Below are 22,874 nucleotides of genomic sequence, written 5' to 3'. Positions count from 1 at the left end.
TGTTGAGTTCTCAAGGAACGGACGCTTCCTTTGTACTCACCCTCTCGGGCTTTCCTCCGGGCGCTTCCCTTCGGTGTTTCCGACTCTATCAGATCCTTTTTCGACCTGACCCCCAGTCAGCGGGGTTTGTCCTGGACTTTTGGGCTTTCGCCCGTCGGTCTTTCGACATTCACTACGCTAGCCGATTTCCCCGGCGACTCATAATCGAGTCCTTGCGAGTTCGAATTCGGATACGCGGGCGCACCGAAGACGACCCCGCTGAAGGGGTGATCGTCAGGTAGTGGGTTGGCCGCTCCGGCTGCAGGCGATCGCCGTACCCGGTTCAGCGGCTTGGGCCACGTTACGCACCTTCCGCGGGCGAGTCAACTCCCCAGCCGGCTTCGGCGGCGTCTCGGCACATGGGCCCGGTACGGGCTCACCGTCGGGTCGTCGGCGACCCAGAAGCGCCACGGGTGGACGTCGCCATTGCCGCCCTCGCCGGCCACTCCGGTGCGCGGGCCGTTGCGTACCTGGTCGGAGGGGACGGGCGTACCGGTCAGCATCCGTATAGGGGTGTCGCCGGCGGCGCAGGCGTCGGTGCCGTCGAGGGTTCGGTCCACGTCCAGGGCCATGGCCAGACGGGCCGGACCTTTGGCCAGATCCCTGTCGTTGCGGGCCGAGAGGCGGCGGGCGCGGGCCAGCTCGGCGCCCTCGACGATCTCGCCGGCGCGGAGCAGGACTCCGCTCGCCCTGCCTTCCGGTCCGCACACCAGGTTCATGCAGTGCCACATGCCGTAGGTGAAGTAGACGTATACGTGGCCGGGGGGACCGAACATCACCCCGTTGCGGGCCGTGCGGCCTCGAAAGGCGTGGGAGCCGGGGTCGTTCGGGCCGTCGTAGGCCTCGACCTCCGTCAGGCGCAGGGCGATCGGGCCGTCGGGGGTCGTACGCAGCAGGACGCGGCCCAGCAGATCGGGAGCGACCTCCACGACGGGGCGGTCGAAGAACTCTCTGGGCAGCGGCGTACGGTCCGAGGGCGCGATCACGGCTCACGAGCGTAGTCCAGCCGGATGGGATCATTGATCGGGAATCATCCAGGAACCGATCAGGAGGTACCGAGGTGACCGAGCTCAAGCGGCGGCCGCTCCCCCACGACTTCCATCCGCCCGTGCCGTCCTTCACGGTCACGAGCGCCGACGTCCGGGAGGGCGCGACGCTCGGGGACGCTCAGGTCCATGCGGGCGGGAACACCTCCCCGCAGCTGCGCTGGACGGGTTTCCCGCCGGAGACCAAGAGTTTCGCCGTGACCTGCTACGACCCGGACGCCCCGACGGGCAGCGGGTTCTGGCACTGGGTGGTGTTCGACATCCCGGCCTCGGTGACGGAGCTGCCCGCGGGTGCGGGCGGCGGCGCCTTCGTGGGGCTACCCAAGGGCGCCGTGCACGCGCGCAACGACTACGGCACGAAGGACTTCGGCGGTGCCGCGCCGCCGCGCGGGGACGGACCGCACCGGTATGTGTTCACGGTGTACGCCGTGGACCAGGACGAGCTCGGTCCGGACTCGGACGCCTCGCCCGCGGTAGTGGGCTTCAACCTGCGCTTCCACACGCTGGCGCGCGCCCAGCTGATCGGTGAGTACGAGAATCCCGCCGAGGGCTGAGCCGCACGGCGCGCAGGCCGCCGTTCACTGAACGTTTGCCCGCTTCTGGTCTTGGACGTGGCCGGGGGCGGGCATTTTTATTGCGTTGTCCATCCCGGCGAGCCCGGCCAGAGTTGATCCAGCCCGCCAGGGGGTGGGCCGGCGCTCTTGGGAGGTGGGCTGGGATGCGGGACACGCTGGTACTGAACGCGAGCTTCGAGCCGCTGTCGACGGTGACGCTGAAGCGAGCGGTCGTGTTGGTGCTCCAGTCGAAGGCCGTGGTCGAGCAGGCCCATCCGGAGCTGCGGCTGCGTGGTGCCGAGGTCGACATCCCCGCGCCCCGGGTCATACGGCTGTGCCGGTATGTGAGGGTGCCGTTCCGAAGACAGGCTCCGTGGTCGAGGCGGGGTGTGCTGGTACGGGACCGGCACCGGTGCGCGTACTGCGGGCGGCGCGCGACGACCGTGGACCACGTGGTGCCGCGGTCGCGGGGCGGGCAGGACACCTGGCTGAACACGGTGGCCTCGTGCGCGGAGGACAACCACCGCAAGGCGGACCGGACTCCGGAGCAGGCCGGGATGCCGCTGCTGCGGGAGCCGTTCGAGCCGACGCCCGCGGACGCGATGCTTCTGGCGCTGGGGCAGGAGGAGTTCGAGGCGCTTCCCGCCTGGCTGGCCCGGTCGGCCGCATAGGCATACGTCAGTGGGGCCCGCCTTCGTAGCGAAGGCGGGCCCCACTGACATGACGGACCGGGCGGGTCAGTCGATGGACGGCTTCTCGCGGCGTTCGGTGGCCGCGGGGGCGTTGCCGCCGCTCGGAGCGCCGCCCAGGGAACCGAAGTTGCCGATGGCTCCGGACAGGCCCTTGAGGGCGTCGCCGATCTCGCTGGGCACGATCCAGAGCTTGTTGGCGTCGCCCTCGGCGATCTTCGGGAGCATCTGGAGGTACTGGTAGGAGAGCAGCTTCTGGTCGGGGTCTCCGGCGTGGATGGACTCGAAGACGGTGCGGATGGCCTGGGCCTCGCCCTCGGCGCGCAGGGCGGCGGCCTTGGCCTCACCCTCGGCACGCAGGATCTGGGACTGCTTCTCGCCCTCGGCGGTGAGGATGGCGGCCTGGCGCGTACCTTCGGCGGTGAGGATCGCGGCGCGCTTGTCGCGGTCGGCGCGCATCTGCTTCTCCATCGAGTCCTGGATGGAGGTGGGCGGTTCGATGGCCTTCAGCTCGACGCGGTTGACGCGGATGCCCCACTTGCCGGTGGCCTCGTCGAGGACGCCGCGCAGGGCCGCGTTGATCTCCTCGCGAGAGGTCAGGGTGCGCTCCAGGTCCATGCCGCCGATGATGTTGCGCAGAGTGGTGACCGTGAGCTGCTCGATGGCCTGGATGTAGCTGGCGACCTCGTAGGTGGCGGCGCGGGCGTCGGTCACCTGGTAGTAGATGACGGTGTCGATGTTCACGACCAGGTTGTCCTGGGTGATCACCGGCTGCGGCGGGAACGGCACGACCTGTTCACGCAGGTCGATGCGGTTGCGGATGGTGTCGATGAACGGGACGACGATGTTGAGGCCCGCGTTCAGTGTCCGTGTGTAGCGGCCGAAGCGCTCGACGATGGCGGCGCTCGCCTGTGGGATGACCTGGATCGTCTTGATCAGGGCGATGAAGACCAACACCACCAGGATGATCAGAACGATGATGACCGGTGCCATCGTTGCTGCCCGTACCCTTCTCCGCCTCGGCTCTTTCGGAAGATCTTACGGTTGTCGAAGATCTTGCTGGTCGAGTCTGACAGACCGTTGCCCAACTCGCGGCCTGTTCGGTCCACTTGCGTTGTCGCCTTTGGTGCGAGGTCACATGACGACGGCGGTGGCGCCCTCGATGTCCACGACGTCCACCTGTTCGCCGGCTTCGTAGACGTGGTCCGCGTCGAGCGCGCGTGCCGACCAGATCTCCCCGGCGAGCTTGATACGGCCGCCGGCCCCGTCGACGCGTTCCAGGACGACGGCCTGCTTGCCCTTCAACGCGTCCACTCCCGTGGCCAGTTCGGGGCGCTGCTTGCCGTGCCGGGCCGCGATGGGCCGGACGACGGCGATGAGGGCGACCGAGACGACGACGAAGGTGAGCACCTGGACGACGACGCCGAAGCCGAAGCCCGCCACGGCCGCGGCGGCGACCGCCCCCACCGCGAACATGCCGAATTCCGGCATCGCGGTCACCACGAGCGGGATTCCGAGCGCCGCCGCGCCGACCAGCCACCACACCCATGCGTCGATGTTGTTCACATGGTCATGTTAGGCCGCGGCCGGTGACGGCGGACAGGGTGCGGAGTGGGTTCAGGACAGCGGCAGTCCCTGCGCGGTCCAGCGGTCACCGACCTGTTCGACGACGAGCGGGAGACCGAAGCACAGGGAGAGGTTGCGGGAGGTGAGTTCGAGCTCCAGCGGGCCGGCGGCGAGGACCTTGCCCTGGCGGATCATCAGGACGTGGGTGAAGCCGGGGGCGATTTCCTCGACATGGTGGGTGACCATGATCATCGAAGGGGCGATCGGGTCCCGGGCGAGCCGGCCGAGGCGGCGGACCAGGTCCTCGCGGCCGCCGAGGTCGAGACCGGCGGCGGGCTCGTCGAGCAGGAGCAGTTCGGGGTCGGTCATCAGGGCGCGGGCGATCAGGGTGCGCTTGCGCTCGCCCTCGGAGAGGGTGCCGAACCTGCGGTCCAGGTAGTCGCTCATGCCGAGGCGGTCGAGGAAGGCGCGGGCGCGCTGCTCGTCGACGTCCTCGTACTCCTCCTGCCAGCCGGCGGTCATGCCGTAGGCGGCGGTCAGCACGGTCTGGAGCACGGTCTGGCGCTTGGGGAGCTTCTCGGCCAGGGCGATGCCCGCCATGCCGACGCGGGGACGCAGCTCGAAGACGTCGGTGCCGGGCTTGCCGAGCGTCTCGCCGAGGACGGTGGCGGTGCCGCTGCTGGGGAAGAGGTAGGTGGAGGCGACGTTCAGCAGGGTGGTCTTGCCGGCGCCGTTGGGGCCGAGGATGACCCAGCGCTCACCCTCCTTGACCGACCAGGAGACCTGGTCCACGAGAGCCCGGCCCTCACGGACCACGGATACGTCCTGAAGCTCCAGAACATCGCTCATGAGCGCGTTGTCTCCCCTTGCAGTGTGCCGCCGGTCTCGGCTGTCGCGTACGCCTGTGGCTGGGTCCGCCGCGCCGGTGGGCGCAGCCCTGACCGAATCTACGCCACGAGCCGGGCGGGCCGTTCCATCGGTCCGGTCCTTAGGGTGGAGGCATGCTCTCGGAACCGCGCTCTGGACGCCTCGCCTCTTGGGGAAACTCCCTCTTGTCCGGATATGTCTCGCCGGACGACGCCGTGCTCGCCATCGTCGGGGACGACGCCGTCCATCGAGTGGAAGGGCTGCCCGGGGAGTCGGGGCCGGTCGGGCTCACGTTGGCGCTGGGGCGGCTGCGGCGGCTCGGGGTGGGCGCGCTGCGGGTGGCGCTGCCCGCGCCGGGGCATCCGCTGGGGCTGAGCGGGCCGCCGGAGTTCAACGCGCGGGCGCTGGAGGCCGGGGAGGCGGTGCTCTGCCACGGGGCCGCTTTCGGGCTGGTGCCCCAGGTGCACGAGGCCGGGCCCAAGGGCGATGTGCACGCGGAGGTGCTGTGGCACGTGCTGCCCGTGCGCGAGGCGTCGCCGGCCGATGTGCCGTCGCTGGGCGAGGCCGAGCGGGAACTGGCGGAGGCGCTGCGGGAGGCGACTTCGGTGCTGTCGCGGCTGGACGTGGCCGGATCGGGGCCGGTGGCGGAGGCGGCGATCGACGCGTACCGGGCGCGGGCCGAGCGGGGGCAGGAGGTTCTGGCACCGGGGTATCCGCCCCGGGCGGTGCGGGTGCTGGAGCTGGCGCGGCGGGTGGCGCTGCTGGTCTCGCTGGCGTACGAGAACGGGCACGGGGGCGCGGTGAGCGCGTCCGAGATGGCGGCGCGGGGGGCCGCGCTGCGGCCGGTGGAGCGGACGGCTCGGCGGGCGCAGGTGGCGGCGTACAACTCGGTGGTGGAGGAGCGGGAGAAGCGGGACAAAGGGGCGAGCTGACGAGTGGCGTGACCGGCGTCGAGACTGCCCGCGGACGGCGAAACGGCCTCCTGGGGGGAGCCAGGAGGCCGTCGGTCGAGATGGCTCAGTGGTTGAGATGGCTCAGTGGTTGAGGCCGAGGTTGCCGAAGGCGGGGTTCAGGACGCCGATGACGTTGACGCTGTTGCCGACGGCGTTGACCGGGATGTGGATCGGGGCCTGGACGACGTTGCCCGAGACGACGCCGGGGGAGCCCTTGGCGGCACCGCCCGCCCAGGCACCGTCGGTGGCGGAGGCCATCGAGGCGCCGGCGGCCACGAGCCCCCCGGCCACCATCGTCACGGCCGCTGCCTTCTTCAGGTTCTTCACTTCTGACCCCTCCTGGTGATCGCCGCGGCAGTCGCCGCGGCACGCACTGGAGAACGGCCGGGCCGCACGAAGGTTGCGCCATCCGGGGGACATTCCCACGACGGTATGAATCTCAGTCCGGAGCGGGACCCTCCGAATTGCCGTCCGCAGGCGGAGTCAGCCGCTCACGCCGTGTCGTACGGCCCACAGCGCGGCCTGGGTACGGTCCGCGAGGTCGAGCTTCATCAGGATGTTCGACACATGTGTCTTGACGGTCTTCTCGGAGAGCACCAGGGCCCGGGCGATCTCGCGGTTCGAGCGGCCGTCGGCTATCAGGCCGAGCACCTCCCGCTCCCGCTCCGTCAGTGACGTTCCGCGGCTCTGGCCGGAGTTGCTCTCCTCCTGGGACAACAGGGCGCCCGCGACCTCCGGTTGGAGGAGGATGTGCCCGGCGTGCACCGAGCGGATGGCGCCGGCGAGCGCGTCGGGGTCCACGTCCTTGTAGACGTAGCCGGCGGCGCCCGCGCGCAGCGCCGGGACCACCGTGCGCTGCTCGGTGAAGCTGGTGACGATCAGCACGCGCGCGGGGTTGTCGAGTTCGCGGAGCCGGCGCAGCGCCTCGACCCCGTCCATGACGGGCATCTTGACGTCCATGAGGACGACGTCGGGCCTCAGTTCCTCGGCGCGGGCTACTCCCTCGGCGCCGTCCGCCGCCTCGCCCACGACCTCGATGTCGTCCTGCACCTCCAGAAAGGTGCGCAGACCCCGGCGGACCACCTGGTGGTCGTCGACGAGCAGCACCTTGATTGTGTCAGCCACCGGGGACCTCCATCTCGATCGCGGTGCCCTTGCCGGGCTCCGATTCCACCGTCAGCCGTCCGCCGGCCCCGCTCGCCCGGTCCCGCATGGACACCAGGCCGAGGTGGCGGCCCGCGCGGCGCACCGCCTTCGGGTCGAAGCCGGTGCCGTCGTCGGTGATCCGCAGGACGGCGCCGTAGCCGCGGCGGTCCAGGGTGACGTCGACGTGGTCCGCCCGCGCGTGCCGCAGCGCGTTGTGCAGGGCTTCCTGGGCGACGCGGAGCATGGCCTCCTCCTGCGCGGCCGGCAGGGCGCGGATGCCGCGGGTGGTGAAGGTGACACGCGCGCTGTGGGCGCGGTCGAGGACCTGGATCTGGGTGCGGAGGGTGGCGACCAGGCCGTCCTCGTCGAGGGCGGCGGGGCGCAGCTCCACGACGGCGGCGCGCAGTTCGTCGACGGCCTCGGCGGCGAGGACGGCGACCTGCTGCAATTCGCCCTTGGCACGCGCCGGATCACGGTCGACGAGGGCGGTGGCGGCCTGGGCGGTCAGGCGCAGGGAGAACAGTTTCTGGCTGACCGCGTCGTGCAGTTCGTGGGCGAGGCGGGAGCGCTCCTCGGCGATGGTCAGCTCGCGGCTGCGTTCGTAGAGGCGGGCGTTGGTGAGGGCGATCGCGGCATGCTGGGCGAGGATGGCGAGCAGTTCCTCGTCCTCCTCGGTGAAGCCGCAGCCGTCCCGGGGCCTCTCGCAGTTCTTGTTCGCCAGGAACAGGGCGCCGATGACCTCGTCGCCGTCGCGGATCGGCAGGCCCAGGAAGTCGGACATCTCCGGGTGGGCGGCGGGCCAGCCCTCGAAGCGCGGGTCCTCGCGCAGGTCCGCCAGGCGCTCGGCGCGGGCCTCGTGCAGCATCGCGGCGAGGATGCCGTGCTGGCGCGGGAGCGGGCCGATGGCCTGCCACTGCTCGTCGCTGACCCCGTCGACCACGAACTGGGCGAAGCCGCCGTGGTCGTCCGGTACGCCGAGGGCGGCGTACTGCGCGTCGAGCAGTTCGCGGGCCGAGGCGACGATCGTCTTCAGGACGTCGCGCACCTCCAGATGCCTGCTCATGGCCAGCAGCGCGGCGCTCACCGCGGCGAGGCCGGACCTGGGGCCTTGACTCATGTCCTCACGGTACCGGCGGGGGGTGACGGCGCGGATCGGCCCTGCGACGGCCGCACCCCGGCCGCTGGACCTAGGTCCAGCGGCCCAGTACCGGACAGGCCGGGGGCGGCGGCGCGTACGGCGCCCCCAAAAACCGCTCACCCAGTGCGTTGCAGCGGCAACCAACGGTGAGAAAACCTCTCCCCCGATGTGAGCGCACCCATAGGACGCAAGTCACGTACGAACGGACATAGGAGACAGACCCCCCATCACGAACGGGACAGATGATCCCGTCTGTCCCATTTCGTCCGTTCCGCTCCACTATCCGGCTTCGTACGTCACACCTTTGCCAGGGCATTTTGCGGCCGCTAAGAATTGCTCTCGTCGCTCAACGCCGCGGGTTTCCACTCGCGGCGATTGTGTGGGACGGACCCCCTCCCGCAGTCCGGAGAGCGACCTCCGAGCTACTCGAAGAGGTCTATTCGCCATGCCCGCAAACTCCCGTCGTCACCGTCGTGCCCTGGCCCAGCCCCGCAGGATCGCCGTCGCCGGTGTCGCCGTCCTCGGTGCGGCCGCCGTGGCCTTCTCGGCCGTGCCCAGCCAGGCCGAACCGGCGAACAGCGTCGCCGCCGCCCCGGTGCAGCTCGGCTCCCGGCCGATCCAGGGCGTCAAGGCCAGCGTCACCGACCAGCTCGCGGGCGAGAGCGTGAAGATCCAGGCCATCGCGGCCCAGAAGCAGGCCGCCGCGAAGCAGCAGGCCCAGGCCGCCGTCCTGCACAAGGCCAAGGCCGCGCACGAGGCCAAGCAGACCGCGAGCCGGTCCGCCAAGCGCCCGCAGATGCAGACGGTCGCCGTCCACACCAGCTACGGCAACAACCTGGACGGCTGGATCCGGCAGGCGCTCGCCGTCATGAAGCAGCACAACATCCCCGGCTCCTACAACGGCCTGCACCGCAACATCATGCGGGAGTCCTCGGGCAACCCGAACGCCATCAACAACTGGGACATCAACGCGCGCAACGGCATCCCGTCCAAGGGTCTGCTCCAGGTCATCGGCCCGACCTTCAACGCGTACCACGTCCCCGGCACGTCCAAGAACATCTACGACCCGGTCGCCAACATCACCGCCGCCGCCAACTACGCGGCGCACCGGTACGGCTCCATCGACCGCGTCAACAGCGCGTACTGAGGCCGGCGCGGACCTCTGACAGCACGCCGAAGGGCGGCACCCCGTTGCGGGGTGCCGCCCTTCGTGCCGTGGCGCGGCGCGGTTACTTGCGCATGACCTCCGGCTCGTGGCGGCGCAGGAAGCGCGCCACCAGGAAGCCGCACACGACACCGAGCGCGATCAGCGCGACCATGTCGATGCCCCAGGCGGAGGCCGTGTGGTCCCACAGCGGGTCGGTGCTGGTCGGGTCGTCGGTGTTCGGGGCGATGTTGTTGAAGTCCAGCGTGGTGCCGGCGGCGGCCACCGCCCAGCGCGACGGCATCAGGTACGAGAACTCGTTGACGCCGATGGTTCCGTTCAGCGTGAACAGGCAGCCGGTGAACACGACCTGGATGATGGCGAACATCACCAGCAGCGGCATGGTCTTCTCGGCGGTCTTCACCAGTGAGGAGATGACCAGGCCGAACATCATCGAGGTGAAGCCGAGCGCCATGATCGGCAGGCACAGCTCGAACAGCGTGGCGTTCCCCAGGATCAGGCCCTTTTCGGGGATCTCGCGGCTGGAGAAGCCGATCACGCCGACCATCAGGCCCTGGATCAACGTGACCGCGCCGAGCACGACCACCTTGGACATCAGGTACGCCGAGCGGGACAGGCCGGTGGCGCGTTCCCGCTCGTAGATGACCCGTTCCTTGATCAGCTCACGGACGGAGTTCGCGGCGCCCGCGAAACAGGCGCCGACCGCGAGGATCAGCAGCACCGTGGTCGCCGTGCCGTTCGGGACGTGCAGTCCCGTCGTCCGGTTGATCTGCTCGTTGACCAGCAGACCGCGGTTGTGGTCGATGAGCAGGCTGACCGCGCCGAGCACCGCCGGCAGGATCACCGACAGCGCCAGGAAGCCCTTGTCGGAGGCGATCACCGACACGTACCGCCGGATCAGGGTCATCAGCTGCGAGCCCCAGCCCTGCGGCTTGGGCGGCCTGATGGCCTGCGGCGGAGGCATGTGTACGGCCTGCGGCTCGACGGCGTCGATGTCCGCGGCGTACATCTGGTAGTGCTGCGAGCCCTTCCAGCGTCCCGCCCAGTCGTAGTCACGGTAGTTCTCGAAGGCGGAGAACACATCGGCCCAGGTGTCGTAGCCGAAGAAGTTCAGCGCCTCCTCCGGCGGGCCGAAGTAGGCCACGGCGCCGCCCGGCGCCATCACAAGGAGCTTGTCGCACAGGGCCAGCTCGGCCACGGAGTGGGTGACGACGAGGACCGTGCGGCCGTCGTCCGCGAGTCCCCGCAGCAGCTGCATGACATCGCGGTCCATGCCCGGGTCGAGACCGGAGGTCGGCTCGTCCAGGAAGATCAGCGACGGCTTGGTGAGCAGCTCCAGGGCCACCGAGACACGCTTGCGCTGACCGCCCGAGAGGGAGGTGACCTTCTTGTCCTTGTGGACGTCCAGCTTCAGCTCACGCAGCACCTCGTCTATGCGGGCCTCGCGCTCGGCCGCCGTGGTGTCGGCCGGGAAGCGCAGCTTGGCCGCGTACTTCAGGGCCTTCTTCACGGCCAGTTCCTTGTGCAGGATGTCGTCCTGCGGGACCAGGCCGATGCGCTGGCGCAGCTCGGCGAAGTGCTTGTAGAGGTTCCGGTGGTCGTAGAGGACCTCGCCCTGGTCGGCGGGCCGGTAGCCGGTGAGCGCCTTCAGCAACGTCGACTTGCCGGAACCGGACGGGCCGATGACCCCGACCAGCGACTTCTCCGGAACACCGAAGGAGACGTCCCGCAGGATCTGCTTGCCGCCGTCGACCGTCACGGTCAGGTGGCGGGCGGAGAAGGACACCTCGCCGGTGTCGACGAACTCCTCCAGCCGGTCGCCGACGATCCGGAACGTCGAGTGGCCGACGCCGACGATGTCCGCCGGGCCGAGCTGCACCGAGCCGCCCTTGGGGACCGGGTGGCCGTTGACGTACGTGCCGTTGTGCGAGCCCAGATCTCGGATCTCGAAGCGGCCGTCGGGCGTGGCGTGGAACTCCGCGTGGTTGCGGGAGACCTGGAGGTCGGAGACGACCAGGTCGTTCTCCAGGGCACGGCCGATGCGCATCACGCGGCCGAGCGAGAACTGGTGGAAGGTCGTCGGGCTGCGGTCGCCGTAGACCGGCGGCGCCCCCGCACCGCTGCCGGAGCCCTGCTGGTGCGGGATCGACGGCGTCTGCTGCCCCTGCTGCGGTTCCTGCCAACCGGCCTGCGGGGACTGCTGCTGCGGCGCCTGCTGCGCCCAGCCGGGGTTCGCCCCCTGCGCCGCGTACGGCTGTTGCTGCGGCTGGGCCTGCGGCGTCGCCGCCGGGGCCGCGGCGCCGGAAAGGCTCAGCAGCGGCCCGTCGGTCGCGTTGCCGAGGTGCACGGCCGCACCCGGCCCGAGTTCCAGCTGGTGGATCCGACGGCCCTGCGCGAAGGTGCCGTTGGTGCTGCCGTGGTCCTCGATGACCCAACTGCGGCCGTTGAAGCTGACCGTGGCGTGACGCCAGGAGACCCTGGCGTCGTCGAACACGATGTCCCCCTGCGGATCGCGTCCCAGGGTGTAGGACCGGGACGGGTCGAGCGTCCAGGTCCGTCCATTGGTTTCAAGTACGAGTTCCGGCACTCCAAGCCCCACTGAGTTGTCCCCCGAGTTGCCCCCGTCGCGGGGAGTCTAGGGATGTCGAACATCGTGGGGAACTATTTCAGGCTCAGCCCACTGACCGAAAGCCGGGCCTTGTGAAGAGTGTGTACGTCCGCTTCGGCTGCTTTTTCGCCGACGGGGTTGAAACCCCGCCGGAGAGTGGTATTTCACGCGAGGGGGACATGCGCGGCGGCCGGGCCGCGCCGCGGATCGGGGGGTCTGCCATGAGCGCTGCCACGGACGTCGGGACCGCGAGGCACGGTGCGCGCCTGCCATGGCTCGACGTGCTGCTGTCCGCGATCGCCTCTGTGAGCTGGGCGTTGATCGGCATGGCGGGCACGGCCGCGCTCGGTCTGCATCTGCTGCGGGCCGACGCGGCGGGTTCGCTCGGGCCGATGACCGCCGCGGTGGTGGCACTTGGGGCGGGTGGTTCGGTCACGCCGTCCGGTGACGTGTCCGCGTTCGGCCTGAAAGGCGCCGAAGCGCACACCGCCCTCCAGATCACGCCACTCGGGGTGAGCCTGGTCGGTGCGCTGCTGCTGTCGTGGTTCTTCCTACGGTCCCTGCGCGCGGCGGGAGTTGTGATCGCCCCCGCCGAACTCCTGGCCCGGGCGGGCGCGGTGGTGGCGCTGTTCGTGGCGGTGGTGGGCGGGCTGGCCTGGGCGGGCCACGACGTCGTCACGATCGACGGGGGCGCGCTCGGGCTCGGCAGGCTGCCGGGCGGCGCGGGATCCGGCGACGTGAGCATTCCGGGGCTCGGCGACCTGGGGGACATCGGCGGGCTCCTGCCCGACCGCATCGGCAGGCTCATCGACGCCAAGGCGGCGGTCGGCTTCACCGTCGACACGGCGCCGACCCTGCTGGGCGGGCTCGCCTGGTCGGCCGGGGTCCTGCTGATCGCGCTGCTCGCCTCGCGCCGCACGCCGCTGCCGCGCGGCTGGGAGGCCGTGCACCGGGTGGTGCGGCCCGCCGTGTCGGCGCTCGTCACGATGCTGATGGTCGTCGTGGCGGCGGGTCTCGCGGCGGCCGCGTACGCCGCGATCGGCGACGACCATCCCCGGCGCATCGCGGGCGCGGCACTGCTCGGCACCCCCAACGGGGTGTGGCTCGGCATCACGATCGGCCTCTTCGTCCCCTGGGACGGCAGGGCGACCGGTGAACTGACCGGGCTCCTGCCGGACCCGCTGGGCAGGCTGCTGACGGCGCACTCCGACCAGCCGGTCACGCTGTCCCGTCTGGCCGACCTGGACGGCCGGGTGTGGCTGCTGGGCGTCGCGGCGGCGCTGGCGATGCTGCTGGCGGGGGTGCTGACGGCGGTACGGACTCCGGTGGGGGCGGCGCCGGGCCGCAGCCCCCTCGGCTTCGCCGGGCGGTGCGCGCTGCGGCTGGGTATCGCCACCGCGCTGGCGCTGCCGCTGCTCGCGTGGCCGGCGGAGGTGTCGGTGGACGCGTCCTTGTCCGTCCTCGGCTTCGACGCGTTCGGCGCCGGGGTGGAGTTGCGCGGGCATCTGGGCACGGCGCTGCTGCTCGGCGCCGTGTGGGGGGCCGGCGCGGGCGCCGTGGGCGCCCTGCTGGCGAGCGCGACCGGAGCCGCCGGCAGCCGTGCGGCGCCCTTGGCGCGGGGTGACAGGGCAGTCGCGGAAGGGGGCGCCTCGGGGGCCTGGGCTGCGGAGGGAGCCGGTCACGACATATGGACCGCCGCGAACGAGGCCGGGCGGCCCGGCCGTACGGGCGGACCCGGTCCCCACGCCTCGGGGACCCCCTACGCACCGGCGACGCCGTACCGCCCGCCGAACCCGTCCACCAACCCGTACCTGCGCCTGCCGGACGAGCTACGAGCCCCACAGGACGCCCGTCCTGAGGAATCCCGCCCACGGGACGCACGCCCACCGGACGGCCGCGGGCTGTCCGGTGGGGCGGAGTCCGCCGAGGCGGGCGGACCCGGCGGCGGGCGGGCCCGGCCGGGTCCGCAGGACGGCCGAGGCCAGTCCGGTTGGGCGGACTCCACCGAGCCGGAAGGACCGGACCGACCGGACGGACCGGACGGTGGGCGGGACCGGCCGGCGGGTTCGGGGGACGACGTGTACGGGGCGCCGACGGTGGTGGGGCCTGTGCGGCCGCTCCCGCCCCCGCCCCCGCGGCCGCCGAAGCGGCCGCCGGGAGCGCAGGACGATGGGCCGCCGCCTCCGCCCGGGCCGCCCCGGTCTCCGAAGAAGTGAGCGCCGGACGGTGGCGAGGCCGTCGTCCGGTGGACACGTGTTGTTCGCTGTCCGTCAGGCGGACCTGAGGGGCAGCGGGCACTGGGTGCCGGATACGGTGGAAGCACCATGAGCGCTTCGCAGACCTCTGCCGATCCCACCCTTCTCGTCAAGATCTTCGGGAAGGACAGGCCGGGCATCACGGCCGGTCTCTTCGACACCCTCGCCGCCTACTCCGTCGACGTGGTCGACATCGAGCAGGTCGTCACCCGTGGCCGGATCGTGCTGTGCGCGCTCGTCACCCAGCCGCCCGCCGCGCTGGAGGGCGACCTGCGGGCCACCGTGCACAGCTGGGCCGAGTCGATGAAGATGCAGGCGGAGATCATCTCCGGCCGCGGCGACAACCGGCCGCGCGGCCTCGGGCGCTCCCTGGTCACCGTTCTCGGCCACCCGCTCACCGCGGAGGCGACCGCCCGGATCGCCGCGCGGATCACCCGGGCCGGCGGCAACATCGACCGTATCTTCCGGCTGGCCAAGTACCCGGTGACGGCGGTGGAGTTCGCGGTGTCCGGCGTGGAGACGGAGCCGCTGCGCACCGCTCTCGCGACGGAGGCCGCGGCACTCGGTGTCGATGTCGCGGTCGTCGGGGCCGGCCTGCACCGGCGGGCCCAGCGCCTGGTCGTCATGGACGTGGACTCCACGCTCATCCAGGACGAGGTGATCGAACTGTTCGCCGGGCACGCCGGCTGCGAGGACAAGGTCGCCGAGGTGACGGCGGCGGCGATGCGCGGCGAGCTGGACTTCGAGCAGTCGCTGCACGCGCGCGTGGCACTGCTGGAGGGGCTGGACGCCTCCGTGGTGGACAAGGTGCGCAGCGAGGTGCGCCTGACGCCGGGCGCGCGCACCCTGATCCGTACGCTCAAGCGGCTCGGTTACCAGGTCGGTGTCGTCTCGGGCGGCTTCACCCAGGTCACGGACGACCTGAAGGAACGGCTCGGGCTGGACTTCGCGCAGGCCAACACCCTGGAGATCGTCGACGGGAAGCTGACCGGCCGGGTCACCGGCGAGATCGTCGACCGGGCGGGCAAGGCGCGACTGCTGCGCCGGTTCGCCGCCGAGGCGGGCGTTCCGCTGTCGCAGACGGTGGCGATCGGTGACGGCGCGAACGACCTGGACATGCTGAACGCGGCCGGTCTCGGGGTCGCCTTCAACGCCAAGCCGGTGGTGCGGGAGGCGGCGCACACCGCGGTGAACGTGCCGTTCCTCGACACCGTCCTCTACCTGCTCGGGGTCACCCGCGAAGAGGTCGAGGCGGCGGACGCGCACGAGGAGAGCTGAGCGGTCCGCGCGGCCGCCTCCCGCAGCGCCGTCGGGCTACTCCGACGGCGCCCAGTAGTCGAGCAGTGTCGCCACGCCCGGCTCCAGGGCCTTCCAGGAGCCGTCGAAGGACACCACGGCGAACGCGGCAGCCGGGAACCCACGGCGGTTCATCCGCTCGCGGGCGTCACCCTCGGCCGAGCCGGACAGCACCTCGGCAAGGCCCTGGATGCCCGGGTTGTGGCCGATGAGGATCACGCTCCGCACATCGTCCGGCGTCTCGTTGAGGACGGTGATCAGCTCGCCGGGCGAGGCGTCGTAGACCCGCTCCTCGTAGACGGTCTTCGGCCGATGCGGCAACTCGTGGACGGCGAGCTTCCAGGTCTCGCGGGTTCGGGTCGCGGTCGAGCACAGGGCCAGGTCGACGGGGACACCGGCGTCGGCCAGCTTGCGCCCGGCGACTGCGGCGTCCGTGCGGCCCCGCTCGGCGAGTGGTCGTTCGTGGTCGGCCACCTGCGGCCAGTCGGCTTTCGCATGCCGGAAGAGGACAATCCTGCGGGGTTCTGCGACGCTCATGCGTCCCAGCTTCGCATGAAACAGGCCACGGGGCGCAGGGAGTTGACATGCGCCTTTTCAGGGGCAGCGGGCGGCACGGGCCCGTGCCCCGGGGACGGTGTCCGGGGCGCCTCCGTGGGGCGTCAGCGGGCGAGCAGTTCCCGGGCGTGCCGGAACAGCTGGGTGAGCGCGGGGTCGCCGGCTGCCGCCTGTGCGTCCGCCGGGTTGCGTATCAGGAGGAGCAGCGCGACGAACGCCAGCACCGGCAGGGCCAGGGCCCACCACGGCAGCCGGGAGTCGACGCCGGCGCCCGTGGTCGCCGGGTGGGGCCGGGTGTGCGTACGCGCCGACATGATCGCCTCCGCTGGTCTCCGAGTTCCGCGGACCGCCTCTCGCGGTCACATCTCGAAGCTACGGAATCCGCGCTCCCCGGCCCATCCGGTGATCCACCCACTTGCCCCTGACCCTCACCCCCTAGGGGATGGGGGGTTATCCCCACCATCGACCCTGAGGAGCCGGCGCACGGACGCGCGGGCGTCACGGGACGCACGTACGGCGCGGGGGTCACGGCGGGAAGGCGTCACCGCGCGCGGGGAAAGCGACCGCCGCCGCGGCGCGAGGCCGCGGCGGCGGATCGGTCACGGCGCCGCGAGGGTGGCGACGATGGCGATGATCACGAAGATGGCGAAGAACGTGCCGAGGACGAACAGCATCTTCCTCTGGCCGTTCTTGGGGTTCGGGTCGAGCACAGGCTGCATGCGCCCCAGTCTCGCACCCTTCGCCCGGTACGCGGCCCGCGGGGCCGCCTCAGCGCGCCGCCTCGTCCTCCACCGTGCGGTCGCGGCCCGCCACGTAGCCGACCACCATCTGCGGCACCATCAGTCCGGCCATGAGCGCGATGGGCAGCCCCCAGCCGCCGCTGCTCTGGTACAGGACGCCCACCAGCAGCGGACCCGGGATGGAGATCAGGTAGCCGGTGCTCTGCGCGAACGCCGACAGCTGGGCCACGCCCGGACCGGTCCTGGCCCGCATGCCGACCATCGTGAGCGCGAGCGGGAAGGCGCAGTTGGCGATGCCGAGGAGCAGGGCCCAGGCCCAGGAGCCGGTGGCGGGCGCGAGGTAGAGACCGGCGTAGCCGATCAGGCCGCAGACGCCGAGCACCAGCACGATCGGGCCCTGGTGGGGCAGCCGGGTGGCCAGGCGCGGGATGACGAAGGCCAGCGGCACGCCCATCGCCATGGTGACGGCGAGGAGCAGTCCGGCCTTGCCGGCGGGGACGCCCGCGTCCCGGAAGATCTGCGCCATCCAGCCCATGGTGATGTAGGCGGCGGTGGCCTGGAGCCCGAAGAAGACGGCCAGGGCCCAGGCGGTACGGCTCCGGGTGATGCGCAGCGCCGGGGCCTGCGCCTCCCGCGCGCGGGCCGCTTCCCCGGACGCGGGTCCGGTGTGGGCCGGCGCCTGCGCGGTGGTGCGGGACCGGTCCCGTACCACCGGCAGCCACGGCAGCACCGCCGCCGCGGCGAGCAGTGCCCACACGGAGAGTCCGGACCGCCAGCTGCCGCCGAGCGCCCCGGTCAGCGGCACGGTCACCGCGGCGGCGGTCGAGGTGCCGAGGGCGAGGGCCATCGAGTACAGGCCGGTCATGGTGCCGACCCGGTCGGGGAACCAGCGCTTGACGATGACCGGCATCAGGACGTTGCTGACGGCGATGCCCATGAGGGCCAGCGCGCTGGCGGCGACGAACGCGGCCGTGCTGCCCACGTAGGGCCGTATCACCAGTCCGGCGGCGATGGCGACCATGCCCGAGCACACCACGGCGGCCGGCCCGAAACGGCGGGCCAGCCGGGGTGCCATGACGCCGAAGACGGCGAAGCAGAGCGGGGGCACGGAGGTGAGCACTCCGGCCACGCTGCCGCTCATGCCGAGCCCGTGGCGGACCTCCTCCAGGAGCGCGCCGAGGCTGGTGATGGCTGGGCGGAGGTTCAGCGCGGTCAGCTCGAGTCCGACGACGACCAGGCGCGTGGTCCACGCGCGCGTGGCGCCGCCACCGGGCGCTCGTCGTCCGTGCGGTTCCGGCTCCGGGATGTCCCGGGAATCGGTGGTCGCGGCCGGGATGCGTTCGGTCGTCCGTGTCGTCGTGCGGGTCGTTTCCTCGCGTGGCATGAGAACCATCATAGAATGATGGGATGATTGGTTGTCGACGCCTCGGGGTCCTGGCCCCGGGTCCCGCGTACGTTAGGTGTGCCATGCCACTGAACCATCCGCGCCGGTCGGCGCTGTCCGAACAGGTCATCGCCGCCCTGCGCAGCCAGATCACCACGGGCGAGTGGCCGGTCGGCTCCCGCATCCCGACGGAGCCGGAGCTGGTGGCGCAGCTCGGTGTGGCCCGCAACACGGTCCGCGAGGCGGTCCGGGCGCTGGCCCACAACGGCCTGCTGGACATCCGCCAGGGTTCGGGCACGTACGTCGTGGCGACCAGCGAGCTGGCGGGCGTGATGCACCGCAGGTTCGCCGATGCCGATCCGCGGCACATCGCCGAGCTGCGTTCCGCGCTGGAGTCGGCCGCGGCCGGGCTGGCCGCGGAGCGGCGCACCGAGAAGGACCTCAAGCAGCTCCACGCGCAGTTCCTGCGTCGCGAGCAGGCCTGGGAGTCCGGTGACACGGAGGCGTTCGTGACCGCGGACGCCACGTTCCACCTGGCGGTGGTGGCCGCGTCCCACAACGACGTCATGACGGCGACGTACGCGGATCTGGGCGAGGTGCTGCGGGACTGGCTGCGCGCGGACGTCGGCGCGGAACTGACGCCGGAGACGTACATGGACCACACCCGGCTGCTCGACGCGATCCGCGCGGGCGACGCCGAGACGGCCGCCGCCGAGGCCGCGAGCTACGCGCTGCTGTGCCGCACGGGCCGGATCACTTCGCCCGCCGGCAGGTGACCCGGACCGAGTGCTGCGACCGGAAGGGTTCACCGGCTCGCGACGCCCGGCACGGCACTCCCCCAGCCTTCGGCCGGGGGTACCCCCACGCCGCGTTGTCGCGTCACCCGAGTACATCCAGTACGCGGGCGACGCTCCGCCTTGCGATGCACCGCACCAGACGCCGCGAGCTTTCCGGCAAACCTTTCCGGTCACAGCACTGGCGCACATCCTTCCCGCAGCGGCCGGTCGTCCGGACGGCCCACGCGGGTCCCACGGCCACCGGGGAGGTGTCGCCGTCGGGGTCCCACCACGGTCGCACTCGATGTGCGGGCCGGCGCGGCCGGTCCCGGGTTACGGGTTGTGGCAGTACGCGGTCGCCTGGGAGCCGGAGACGGTGGCGCGGCAGCCGGCGCCGTACGGCTCCGGCGCCGCGGGCAGCCCGGCACGCGCACGCGTGCGCGGCGTCGCCCCGAACGGCAGCGATGGCCCGTACGACGGCAGCGGCAGCGGCAGCGGCAGCGGCAGCGCGAGAACGACGGCCACGGTCGGCGGGGCTGCACTGCGGACGCGAGAACGGCGGAGGGCCCGCACCCCGGGGTGCGGGCCCTCGAACGTCGCTGAAGCTCAGCGGCGCGGCGTCACGCGCCGATGGCGTGCAGACCGCCGTCGACGTGGATGATCTCGCCGGTGGTCTTCGGGAACCAGTCGCTCAGCAGGGCCACGATGCCCCGGCCGGCCGGCTCGGGGTCCTTCAGGTCCCACTCCAGCGGGGAGCGGGTGTCCCACACCGAGGCCAGGTCGCTGAAGCCCGGGATGGACTTGGCGGCCATGGAGCCGAGCGGGCCCGCCGAGATGAGGTTGCAGCGGATGTTCTGCTTGCCCAGGTCGCGCGCCATGTAGCGGCTGGTCGCCTCCAGGGCGGCCTTGGCCGGGCCCATCCAGTCGTACTGCGGCCAGGCGTACTGGGCGTCGAAGGTGAGGCCGACGACCGAGCCGCCGTTCTGCATCAGCGGCAGGCAGGCCATGGTCAGCGACTTCAGCGAGAACGCCGAGACGTGCATGGCCGTGGCGACCGACTCGAACGGCGTGTTGAGGAAGTTGCCGCCGAGCGCGTCCTGCGGCGCGAAGCCGATGGAGTGGACGACGCCGTCGAGGCCGCCGAGCTCCTCGCCGACGACGTCGGCCAGACGGCCCAGGTGCTCGTCGTTGGTGACGTCGAGCTCGATGACCTTGGTCGGCTTCGGGAGCTTCTTGGCGATGCGCTCGGTCAGCGTGGGCCGCGGGAACGCGGTCAGGATGATCTCGGCGCCCTGCTCCTGGGCCAGCTTGGCGGTGTGGAAGGCGATGGAGGACTCCGTCAGCACACCCGTGATCAGGATGCGCTTGCCCTCGAGGATTCCGCTCATGGTGATCAGTGACCCATTCCCAGTCCGCCGTCAACGGGAATGACGGCTCCAGTGATGTACGAGGCGTCGTCCGAGGCGAGGAAACGCACTGCCGCGGCGATCTCCTCCGGCTGCGCGTAACGGCCGAGCGGCACCTGCCCCATGATGTTCTCGCGCTGTTCGTCGGAGAGCGCCCGGGTCATGTCGGTGTCCACAAAACCGGGGGCGACGACGTTGAAGGTGATGTTGCGCGAGCCCAGCTCACGGGCGAGGGACCGCGCGAAGCCGACCAGGCCGGCCTTGGAGGCGGCGTAGTTGGCCTGGCCCGCCGAGCCGAGCAGACCGACCACCGAGGAGATCAGCACGACGCGGCCCTTCTTGGCGCGCAGCATGCCGCGGTTGGCCCGCTTGACGACCCGGAAGGTGCCGGTGAGGTTGGTCTCGAGGACCGAGGTGAAATCCTCCTCGGACATGCGCATCAGGAGCTGGTCCTTGGTGACGCCGGCGTTGGCGACGAGGACCTCGACGGGGCCGTGCTCGGCCTCGATCTCCTTGTAGGCCTGCTCCACCTGCTCGGGGTCGGTGATGTCGCACCTGACGGCGAGGCAGCCCATTTCCTTGAGGGCGGCCGGCGGCTCCCCTGAACGGTAGGTGATGGCGACCTTGTCGCCGGCGTCCGCGAACGCGCGGGCGATGGCGAGGCCGATGCCCCGGTTGCCTCCGGTGACGAGAACCGAGCGGCTCAACGGATCACCCTTTCGATAGCGGTCTGAAGCATTCCGACAACCCGCCCGAACACCTCGATGACAGGCGGCTTCACCGAAAACCTATCGGTCCGGCCACGCCACCGGGCAATCGGGCACCGACAGTGGCTCTCCCCGGCTCCTGTCGGGTTCCTACAGTCGGAAGGACCTGGCCAGTCCCCCGTGCCGGGACGTTCGCCGAAAGGTCCGCCCGTCCCCCTGTCGCTTACTCGGAGGAACACGACGCGGGCGACGTGATTCACTGCCCGCGACGGCCATCACAGGAGAGCGCCTCGAAGGGAAGCCCGCCCGTGCCCCACGAAGTCGATCAGTCGTTCCTCGCCCTGCCCCTACGGCTCCTCGCGGACGCCGCCCTGGCACGCGCGCGTTCATTGGGGGCCGAGCACGCGGACTTCCGGTTCGAGCGGGTGCGCGGTGCGTCCTGGCGGCTCAGGGACGCCCGGCTCGCCGGGTCGTCGGACAGCACCGACCTGGGATACGCGGTGCGTGTCGTGCACGGCGGGACCTGGGGGTTCGCCTCGGGGGTGGACCTGACGCCGGACGCGGCCGCCAAGGTCGCCTCGCAGGCGGTCGCGATGGCCAAGCTGTCGGCGCAGGTCATCAAGGCCGCGGGGTCCGAGGAGTACGTGAAGCTGGCGGACGAGCCGGTGCACGCCGAGAAGACCTGGGTGTCCTCGTATGCGATCGACCCCTTCACCGTGCCCGACGAGGAGAAGGCGGGGCTGCTCGCAGAGTGGAGCGCGCGGCTGCTCGCCGCCGACGGCGTCGACCATGTCGACGCCTCGCTGCTGACCGTGCACGAGAACAAGTTCTACGCCGACACCGCCGGGACCGTGACCACGCAGCAGCGGGTGCGGTTGCATCCGCAGCTGACCGCCGTGTCGGTGGACGACTCCAGCGGCGAGTTCGACTCGATGCGCACCCTCGCCCCGCCCGTCGGGCGGGGCTGGGAGTACCTCACCGGCACCGGCTGGGACTGGGAGGGCGAGCTGGAGCGGATTCCCGGGCTGCTCGCCGAGAAGATGCGCGCGCCGAGCGTCGAGGCGGGTCTCTACGACCTGGTCGTCGACCCCTCCAACCTGTGGCTGACCATCCACGAGTCCATCGGCCACGCCACCGAGCTGGACCGGGCCCTCGGCTACGAGGCCGCCTACGCCGGCACCTCCTTCGCCACCTTCGACCAGCTGGGCAAGCTGAAGTACGGCTCCGAGCTGATGAACGTCACCGGCGACCGCACCGCCGAGCACGGCCTGGCCACCGTCGGCTACGACGACGAGGGCGTCGAGGCGCAGTCCTGGGACCTGGTCAGGGACGGCACGCTGGTCGGCTACCAGCTGGACCGCAGGATCGCGCAGCTGACCGGGTTCGAGCGGTCCAACGGATGCGCCTTCGCCGACTCGCCCGGCCATGTGCCCGTGCAGCGGATGGCGAACGTGTCGCTCCAGCCCGACCCGGCCGGGCTGTCGACCGAGGATCTCATCGGGAGCGTCGACCGCGGGATCTACGTCGTCGGGGACCGGTCCTGGTCGATCGACATGCAGCGCTACAACTTCCAGTTCACGGGTCAGCGGGCGTACCGGATCCGCAACGGCCGCCTCGACGGGCAGGTCCGGGACTTCGCCTACCAGGGGATCACGCCCCAGTTCTGGGGCTCCATGGCGGCCGTGGGCGGACCGCAGACGTATGTCCTGGGCGGCGCCTTCAACTGCGGCAAGGCCCAGCCGGGCCAGATCGCGGCGGTCTCGCACGGCTGCCCGTCGGCCCTCTTCAAGGGCGTCAGCATTCTGAACACCACGCAGGAGGCCGGTCGATGAACGTCGGTTTCGGAGCCGGCCGGGGGTCCGGGGGTTGTCCCCCGCAAAAGCACAGCCTGAACACCACGCAGGAGGCCGGACGATGAACGTCGGTTTCGGAGCCGGCCGGGGGTCCGGGGGTTGTCCCCCGCAAAAGCACAGCCTGAACACCA

At 71.3% G+C, this 22,874-nt stretch carries 23 protein-coding genes; 8 read left to right on the top strand and 15 right to left on the bottom strand.

Annotation, left to right across the window (positions count from 1 at the left end; translation table 11 throughout):
* Window positions 1–362: 362 nt before the first annotated feature.
* Window positions 363–1,025 carry a DNA-3-methyladenine glycosylase gene (locus ABZ818_RS37245; protein WP_361425062.1) on the bottom strand — a complete coding sequence of 221 codons (663 nt, stop codon included), beginning with the start codon at window positions 1,023–1,025 and terminating at the stop codon, window positions 363–365.
* Between the two features lie 74 nt (window positions 1,026–1,099).
* Between ABZ818_RS37245 and ABZ818_RS37240 the strand changes: the two genes are divergently transcribed.
* Window positions 1,100–1,639, top strand: a complete 540-nt coding sequence (locus ABZ818_RS37240) for a YbhB/YbcL family Raf kinase inhibitor-like protein (RefSeq protein ID WP_361425059.1) — start codon at window positions 1,100–1,102, stop codon at window positions 1,637–1,639.
* A 164-nt stretch (window positions 1,640–1,803) separates the two neighbouring features.
* Window positions 1,804–2,310, top strand: coding sequence for an HNH endonuclease (locus tag ABZ818_RS37235; RefSeq protein WP_361425056.1), 507 nt, complete (start codon window positions 1,804–1,806; stop codon window positions 2,308–2,310).
* A gap of 66 nt (window positions 2,311–2,376) precedes the next feature.
* On the opposite strand, the gene ABZ818_RS37230 is transcribed toward ABZ818_RS37235, so the two are convergent.
* The 3 genes from ABZ818_RS37230 to ABZ818_RS37220 all read right to left on the bottom strand — a co-directional run bounded on the left by ABZ818_RS37230 (window position 2,377) and on the right by ABZ818_RS37220 (window position 4,743).
* Window positions 2,377–3,321: an SPFH domain-containing protein gene (locus tag ABZ818_RS37230; protein WP_141362274.1), complete on the bottom strand. Its 945-nt coding sequence runs from the start codon at window positions 3,319–3,321 to the stop codon at window positions 2,377–2,379.
* Between the two features lie 141 nt (window positions 3,322–3,462).
* Window positions 3,463–3,894, bottom strand: coding sequence for an NfeD family protein (locus tag ABZ818_RS37225; RefSeq protein ID WP_361425052.1), 432 nt, complete (start codon window positions 3,892–3,894; stop codon window positions 3,463–3,465).
* Between the two features lie 51 nt (window positions 3,895–3,945).
* Window positions 3,946–4,743: an ABC transporter ATP-binding protein gene (locus ABZ818_RS37220; RefSeq protein WP_361425049.1), complete on the bottom strand. Its 798-nt coding sequence runs from the start codon at window positions 4,741–4,743 to the stop codon at window positions 3,946–3,948.
* A gap of 152 nt (window positions 4,744–4,895) precedes the next feature.
* Here ABZ818_RS37220 and ABZ818_RS37215 point away from each other — a divergent pair, with 152 nt between their 5' ends.
* The gene (locus ABZ818_RS37215) at window positions 4,896–5,693 is read left to right on the top strand and encodes a hypothetical protein (RefSeq protein ID WP_361425046.1); all 798 of its coding nucleotides are present in this window, start codon (window positions 4,896–4,898) and stop codon (window positions 5,691–5,693) included.
* 102 nt (window positions 5,694–5,795) lie between these two features.
* Here ABZ818_RS37215 and chpE read toward each other — a convergent pair whose 3' ends face one another.
* The 3 genes from chpE to ABZ818_RS37200 all read right to left on the bottom strand — a co-directional run bounded on the left by chpE (window position 5,796) and on the right by ABZ818_RS37200 (window position 7,977).
* Complete coding sequence (gene chpE / locus ABZ818_RS37210) at window positions 5,796–6,041, bottom strand: chaplin ChpE (protein ID WP_361425043.1); 246 nt, start codon at window positions 6,039–6,041, stop codon at window positions 5,796–5,798.
* Window positions 6,042–6,197: 156 nt separating this feature from the next.
* Window positions 6,198–6,839, bottom strand: coding sequence for a response regulator transcription factor (locus tag ABZ818_RS37205; RefSeq protein ID WP_361425040.1), 642 nt, complete (start codon window positions 6,837–6,839; stop codon window positions 6,198–6,200).
* Window positions 6,832–7,977: a GAF domain-containing sensor histidine kinase gene (locus ABZ818_RS37200; protein WP_361425037.1), complete on the bottom strand. Its 1,146-nt coding sequence runs from the start codon at window positions 7,975–7,977 to the stop codon at window positions 6,832–6,834. The genes ABZ818_RS37205 and ABZ818_RS37200 overlap by 8 nt, the downstream gene beginning before the upstream one ends.
* A gap of 466 nt (window positions 7,978–8,443) precedes the next feature.
* Between ABZ818_RS37200 and ABZ818_RS37195 the strand changes: the two genes are divergently transcribed.
* A complete protein-coding gene (locus ABZ818_RS37195; RefSeq protein ID WP_361425034.1) occupies window positions 8,444–9,145 on the top strand; it encodes a transglycosylase SLT domain-containing protein in 702 nt (233 codons plus the stop codon).
* Between the two features lie 82 nt (window positions 9,146–9,227).
* Here the strand turns inward: ABZ818_RS37195 and ABZ818_RS37190 are convergent, their stop codons facing one another.
* Window positions 9,228–11,750: an FHA domain-containing protein gene (locus tag ABZ818_RS37190; RefSeq protein ID WP_361425031.1), complete on the bottom strand. Its 2,523-nt coding sequence runs from the start codon at window positions 11,748–11,750 to the stop codon at window positions 9,228–9,230.
* 242 nt (window positions 11,751–11,992) lie between these two features.
* Here ABZ818_RS37190 and ABZ818_RS37185 point away from each other — a divergent pair, with 242 nt between their 5' ends.
* Together ABZ818_RS37185 and serB are read left to right on the top strand one after the other, a co-directional pair.
* Entirely contained in the window at window positions 11,993–13,987 is a 1,995-nt protein-coding gene (locus ABZ818_RS37185) for a streptophobe family protein (RefSeq protein WP_361425028.1), read from the top strand.
* 108 nt (window positions 13,988–14,095) lie between these two features.
* Window positions 14,096–15,304 (top strand): phosphoserine phosphatase SerB, encoded by a 1,209-nt coding sequence (gene serB, locus ABZ818_RS37180; protein WP_141362259.1) that lies wholly within the window; start codon window positions 14,096–14,098, stop codon window positions 15,302–15,304.
* A gap of 36 nt (window positions 15,305–15,340) precedes the next feature.
* On the opposite strand, the gene ABZ818_RS37175 is transcribed toward serB, so the two are convergent.
* The 4 genes from ABZ818_RS37175 to ABZ818_RS37160 form a co-directional block, all read right to left on the bottom strand.
* Window positions 15,341–15,859 carry a histidine phosphatase family protein gene (locus ABZ818_RS37175; RefSeq protein WP_361425025.1) on the bottom strand — a complete coding sequence of 173 codons (519 nt, stop codon included), beginning with the start codon at window positions 15,857–15,859 and terminating at the stop codon, window positions 15,341–15,343.
* Between the two features lie 122 nt (window positions 15,860–15,981).
* Entirely contained in the window at window positions 15,982–16,191 is a 210-nt protein-coding gene (locus ABZ818_RS37170) for a hypothetical protein (RefSeq protein WP_361425022.1), read from the bottom strand.
* Window positions 16,192–16,476: 285 nt separating this feature from the next.
* Window positions 16,477–16,596 (bottom strand): SGM_5486 family transporter-associated protein, encoded by a 120-nt coding sequence (locus ABZ818_RS37165; protein WP_361425019.1) that lies wholly within the window; start codon window positions 16,594–16,596, stop codon window positions 16,477–16,479.
* A 49-nt stretch (window positions 16,597–16,645) separates the two neighbouring features.
* Window positions 16,646–18,013, bottom strand: coding sequence for an MFS transporter (locus tag ABZ818_RS37160; RefSeq protein WP_361425016.1), 1,368 nt, complete (start codon window positions 18,011–18,013; stop codon window positions 16,646–16,648).
* 71 nt (window positions 18,014–18,084) lie between these two features.
* Here ABZ818_RS37160 and ABZ818_RS37155 point away from each other — a divergent pair, with 71 nt between their 5' ends.
* On the top strand, window positions 18,085–18,777 hold the full coding sequence (locus tag ABZ818_RS37155; RefSeq protein WP_361425013.1) for a FadR/GntR family transcriptional regulator: 693 nt from the start codon (window positions 18,085–18,087) through the stop codon (window positions 18,775–18,777).
* 333 nt (window positions 18,778–19,110) lie between these two features.
* On the opposite strand, the gene ABZ818_RS37150 is transcribed toward ABZ818_RS37155, so the two are convergent.
* The 3 genes from ABZ818_RS37150 to fabG form a co-directional block, all read right to left on the bottom strand.
* Window positions 19,111–19,302, bottom strand: coding sequence for a hypothetical protein (locus ABZ818_RS37150; RefSeq protein WP_361425010.1), 192 nt, complete (start codon window positions 19,300–19,302; stop codon window positions 19,111–19,113).
* A gap of 95 nt (window positions 19,303–19,397) precedes the next feature.
* On the bottom strand, window positions 19,398–20,165 hold the full coding sequence (fabI, locus tag ABZ818_RS37145) for an enoyl-ACP reductase FabI (protein ID WP_361425007.1): 768 nt from the start codon (window positions 20,163–20,165) through the stop codon (window positions 19,398–19,400).
* 5 nt (window positions 20,166–20,170) lie between these two features.
* Window positions 20,171–20,890 carry a 3-oxoacyl-[acyl-carrier-protein] reductase gene (gene fabG / locus ABZ818_RS37140; RefSeq protein WP_361425004.1) on the bottom strand — a complete coding sequence of 240 codons (720 nt, stop codon included), beginning with the start codon at window positions 20,888–20,890 and terminating at the stop codon, window positions 20,171–20,173.
* 308 nt (window positions 20,891–21,198) lie between these two features.
* Between fabG and ABZ818_RS37135 the strand changes: the two genes are divergently transcribed.
* Window positions 21,199–22,722: a TldD/PmbA family protein gene (locus ABZ818_RS37135; RefSeq protein ID WP_361425001.1), complete on the top strand. Its 1,524-nt coding sequence runs from the start codon at window positions 21,199–21,201 to the stop codon at window positions 22,720–22,722.
* Window positions 22,723–22,874: the final 152 nt, after the last annotated feature.

The organism is Streptomyces sp. NPDC047453 (genome assembly GCF_040643155.1).
Classification (GTDB): Bacteria; Actinomycetota; Actinomycetes; order Streptomycetales; family Streptomycetaceae; genus Streptomyces.
This window is presented reverse-complemented; position numbering and strand designations above follow the sequence as displayed.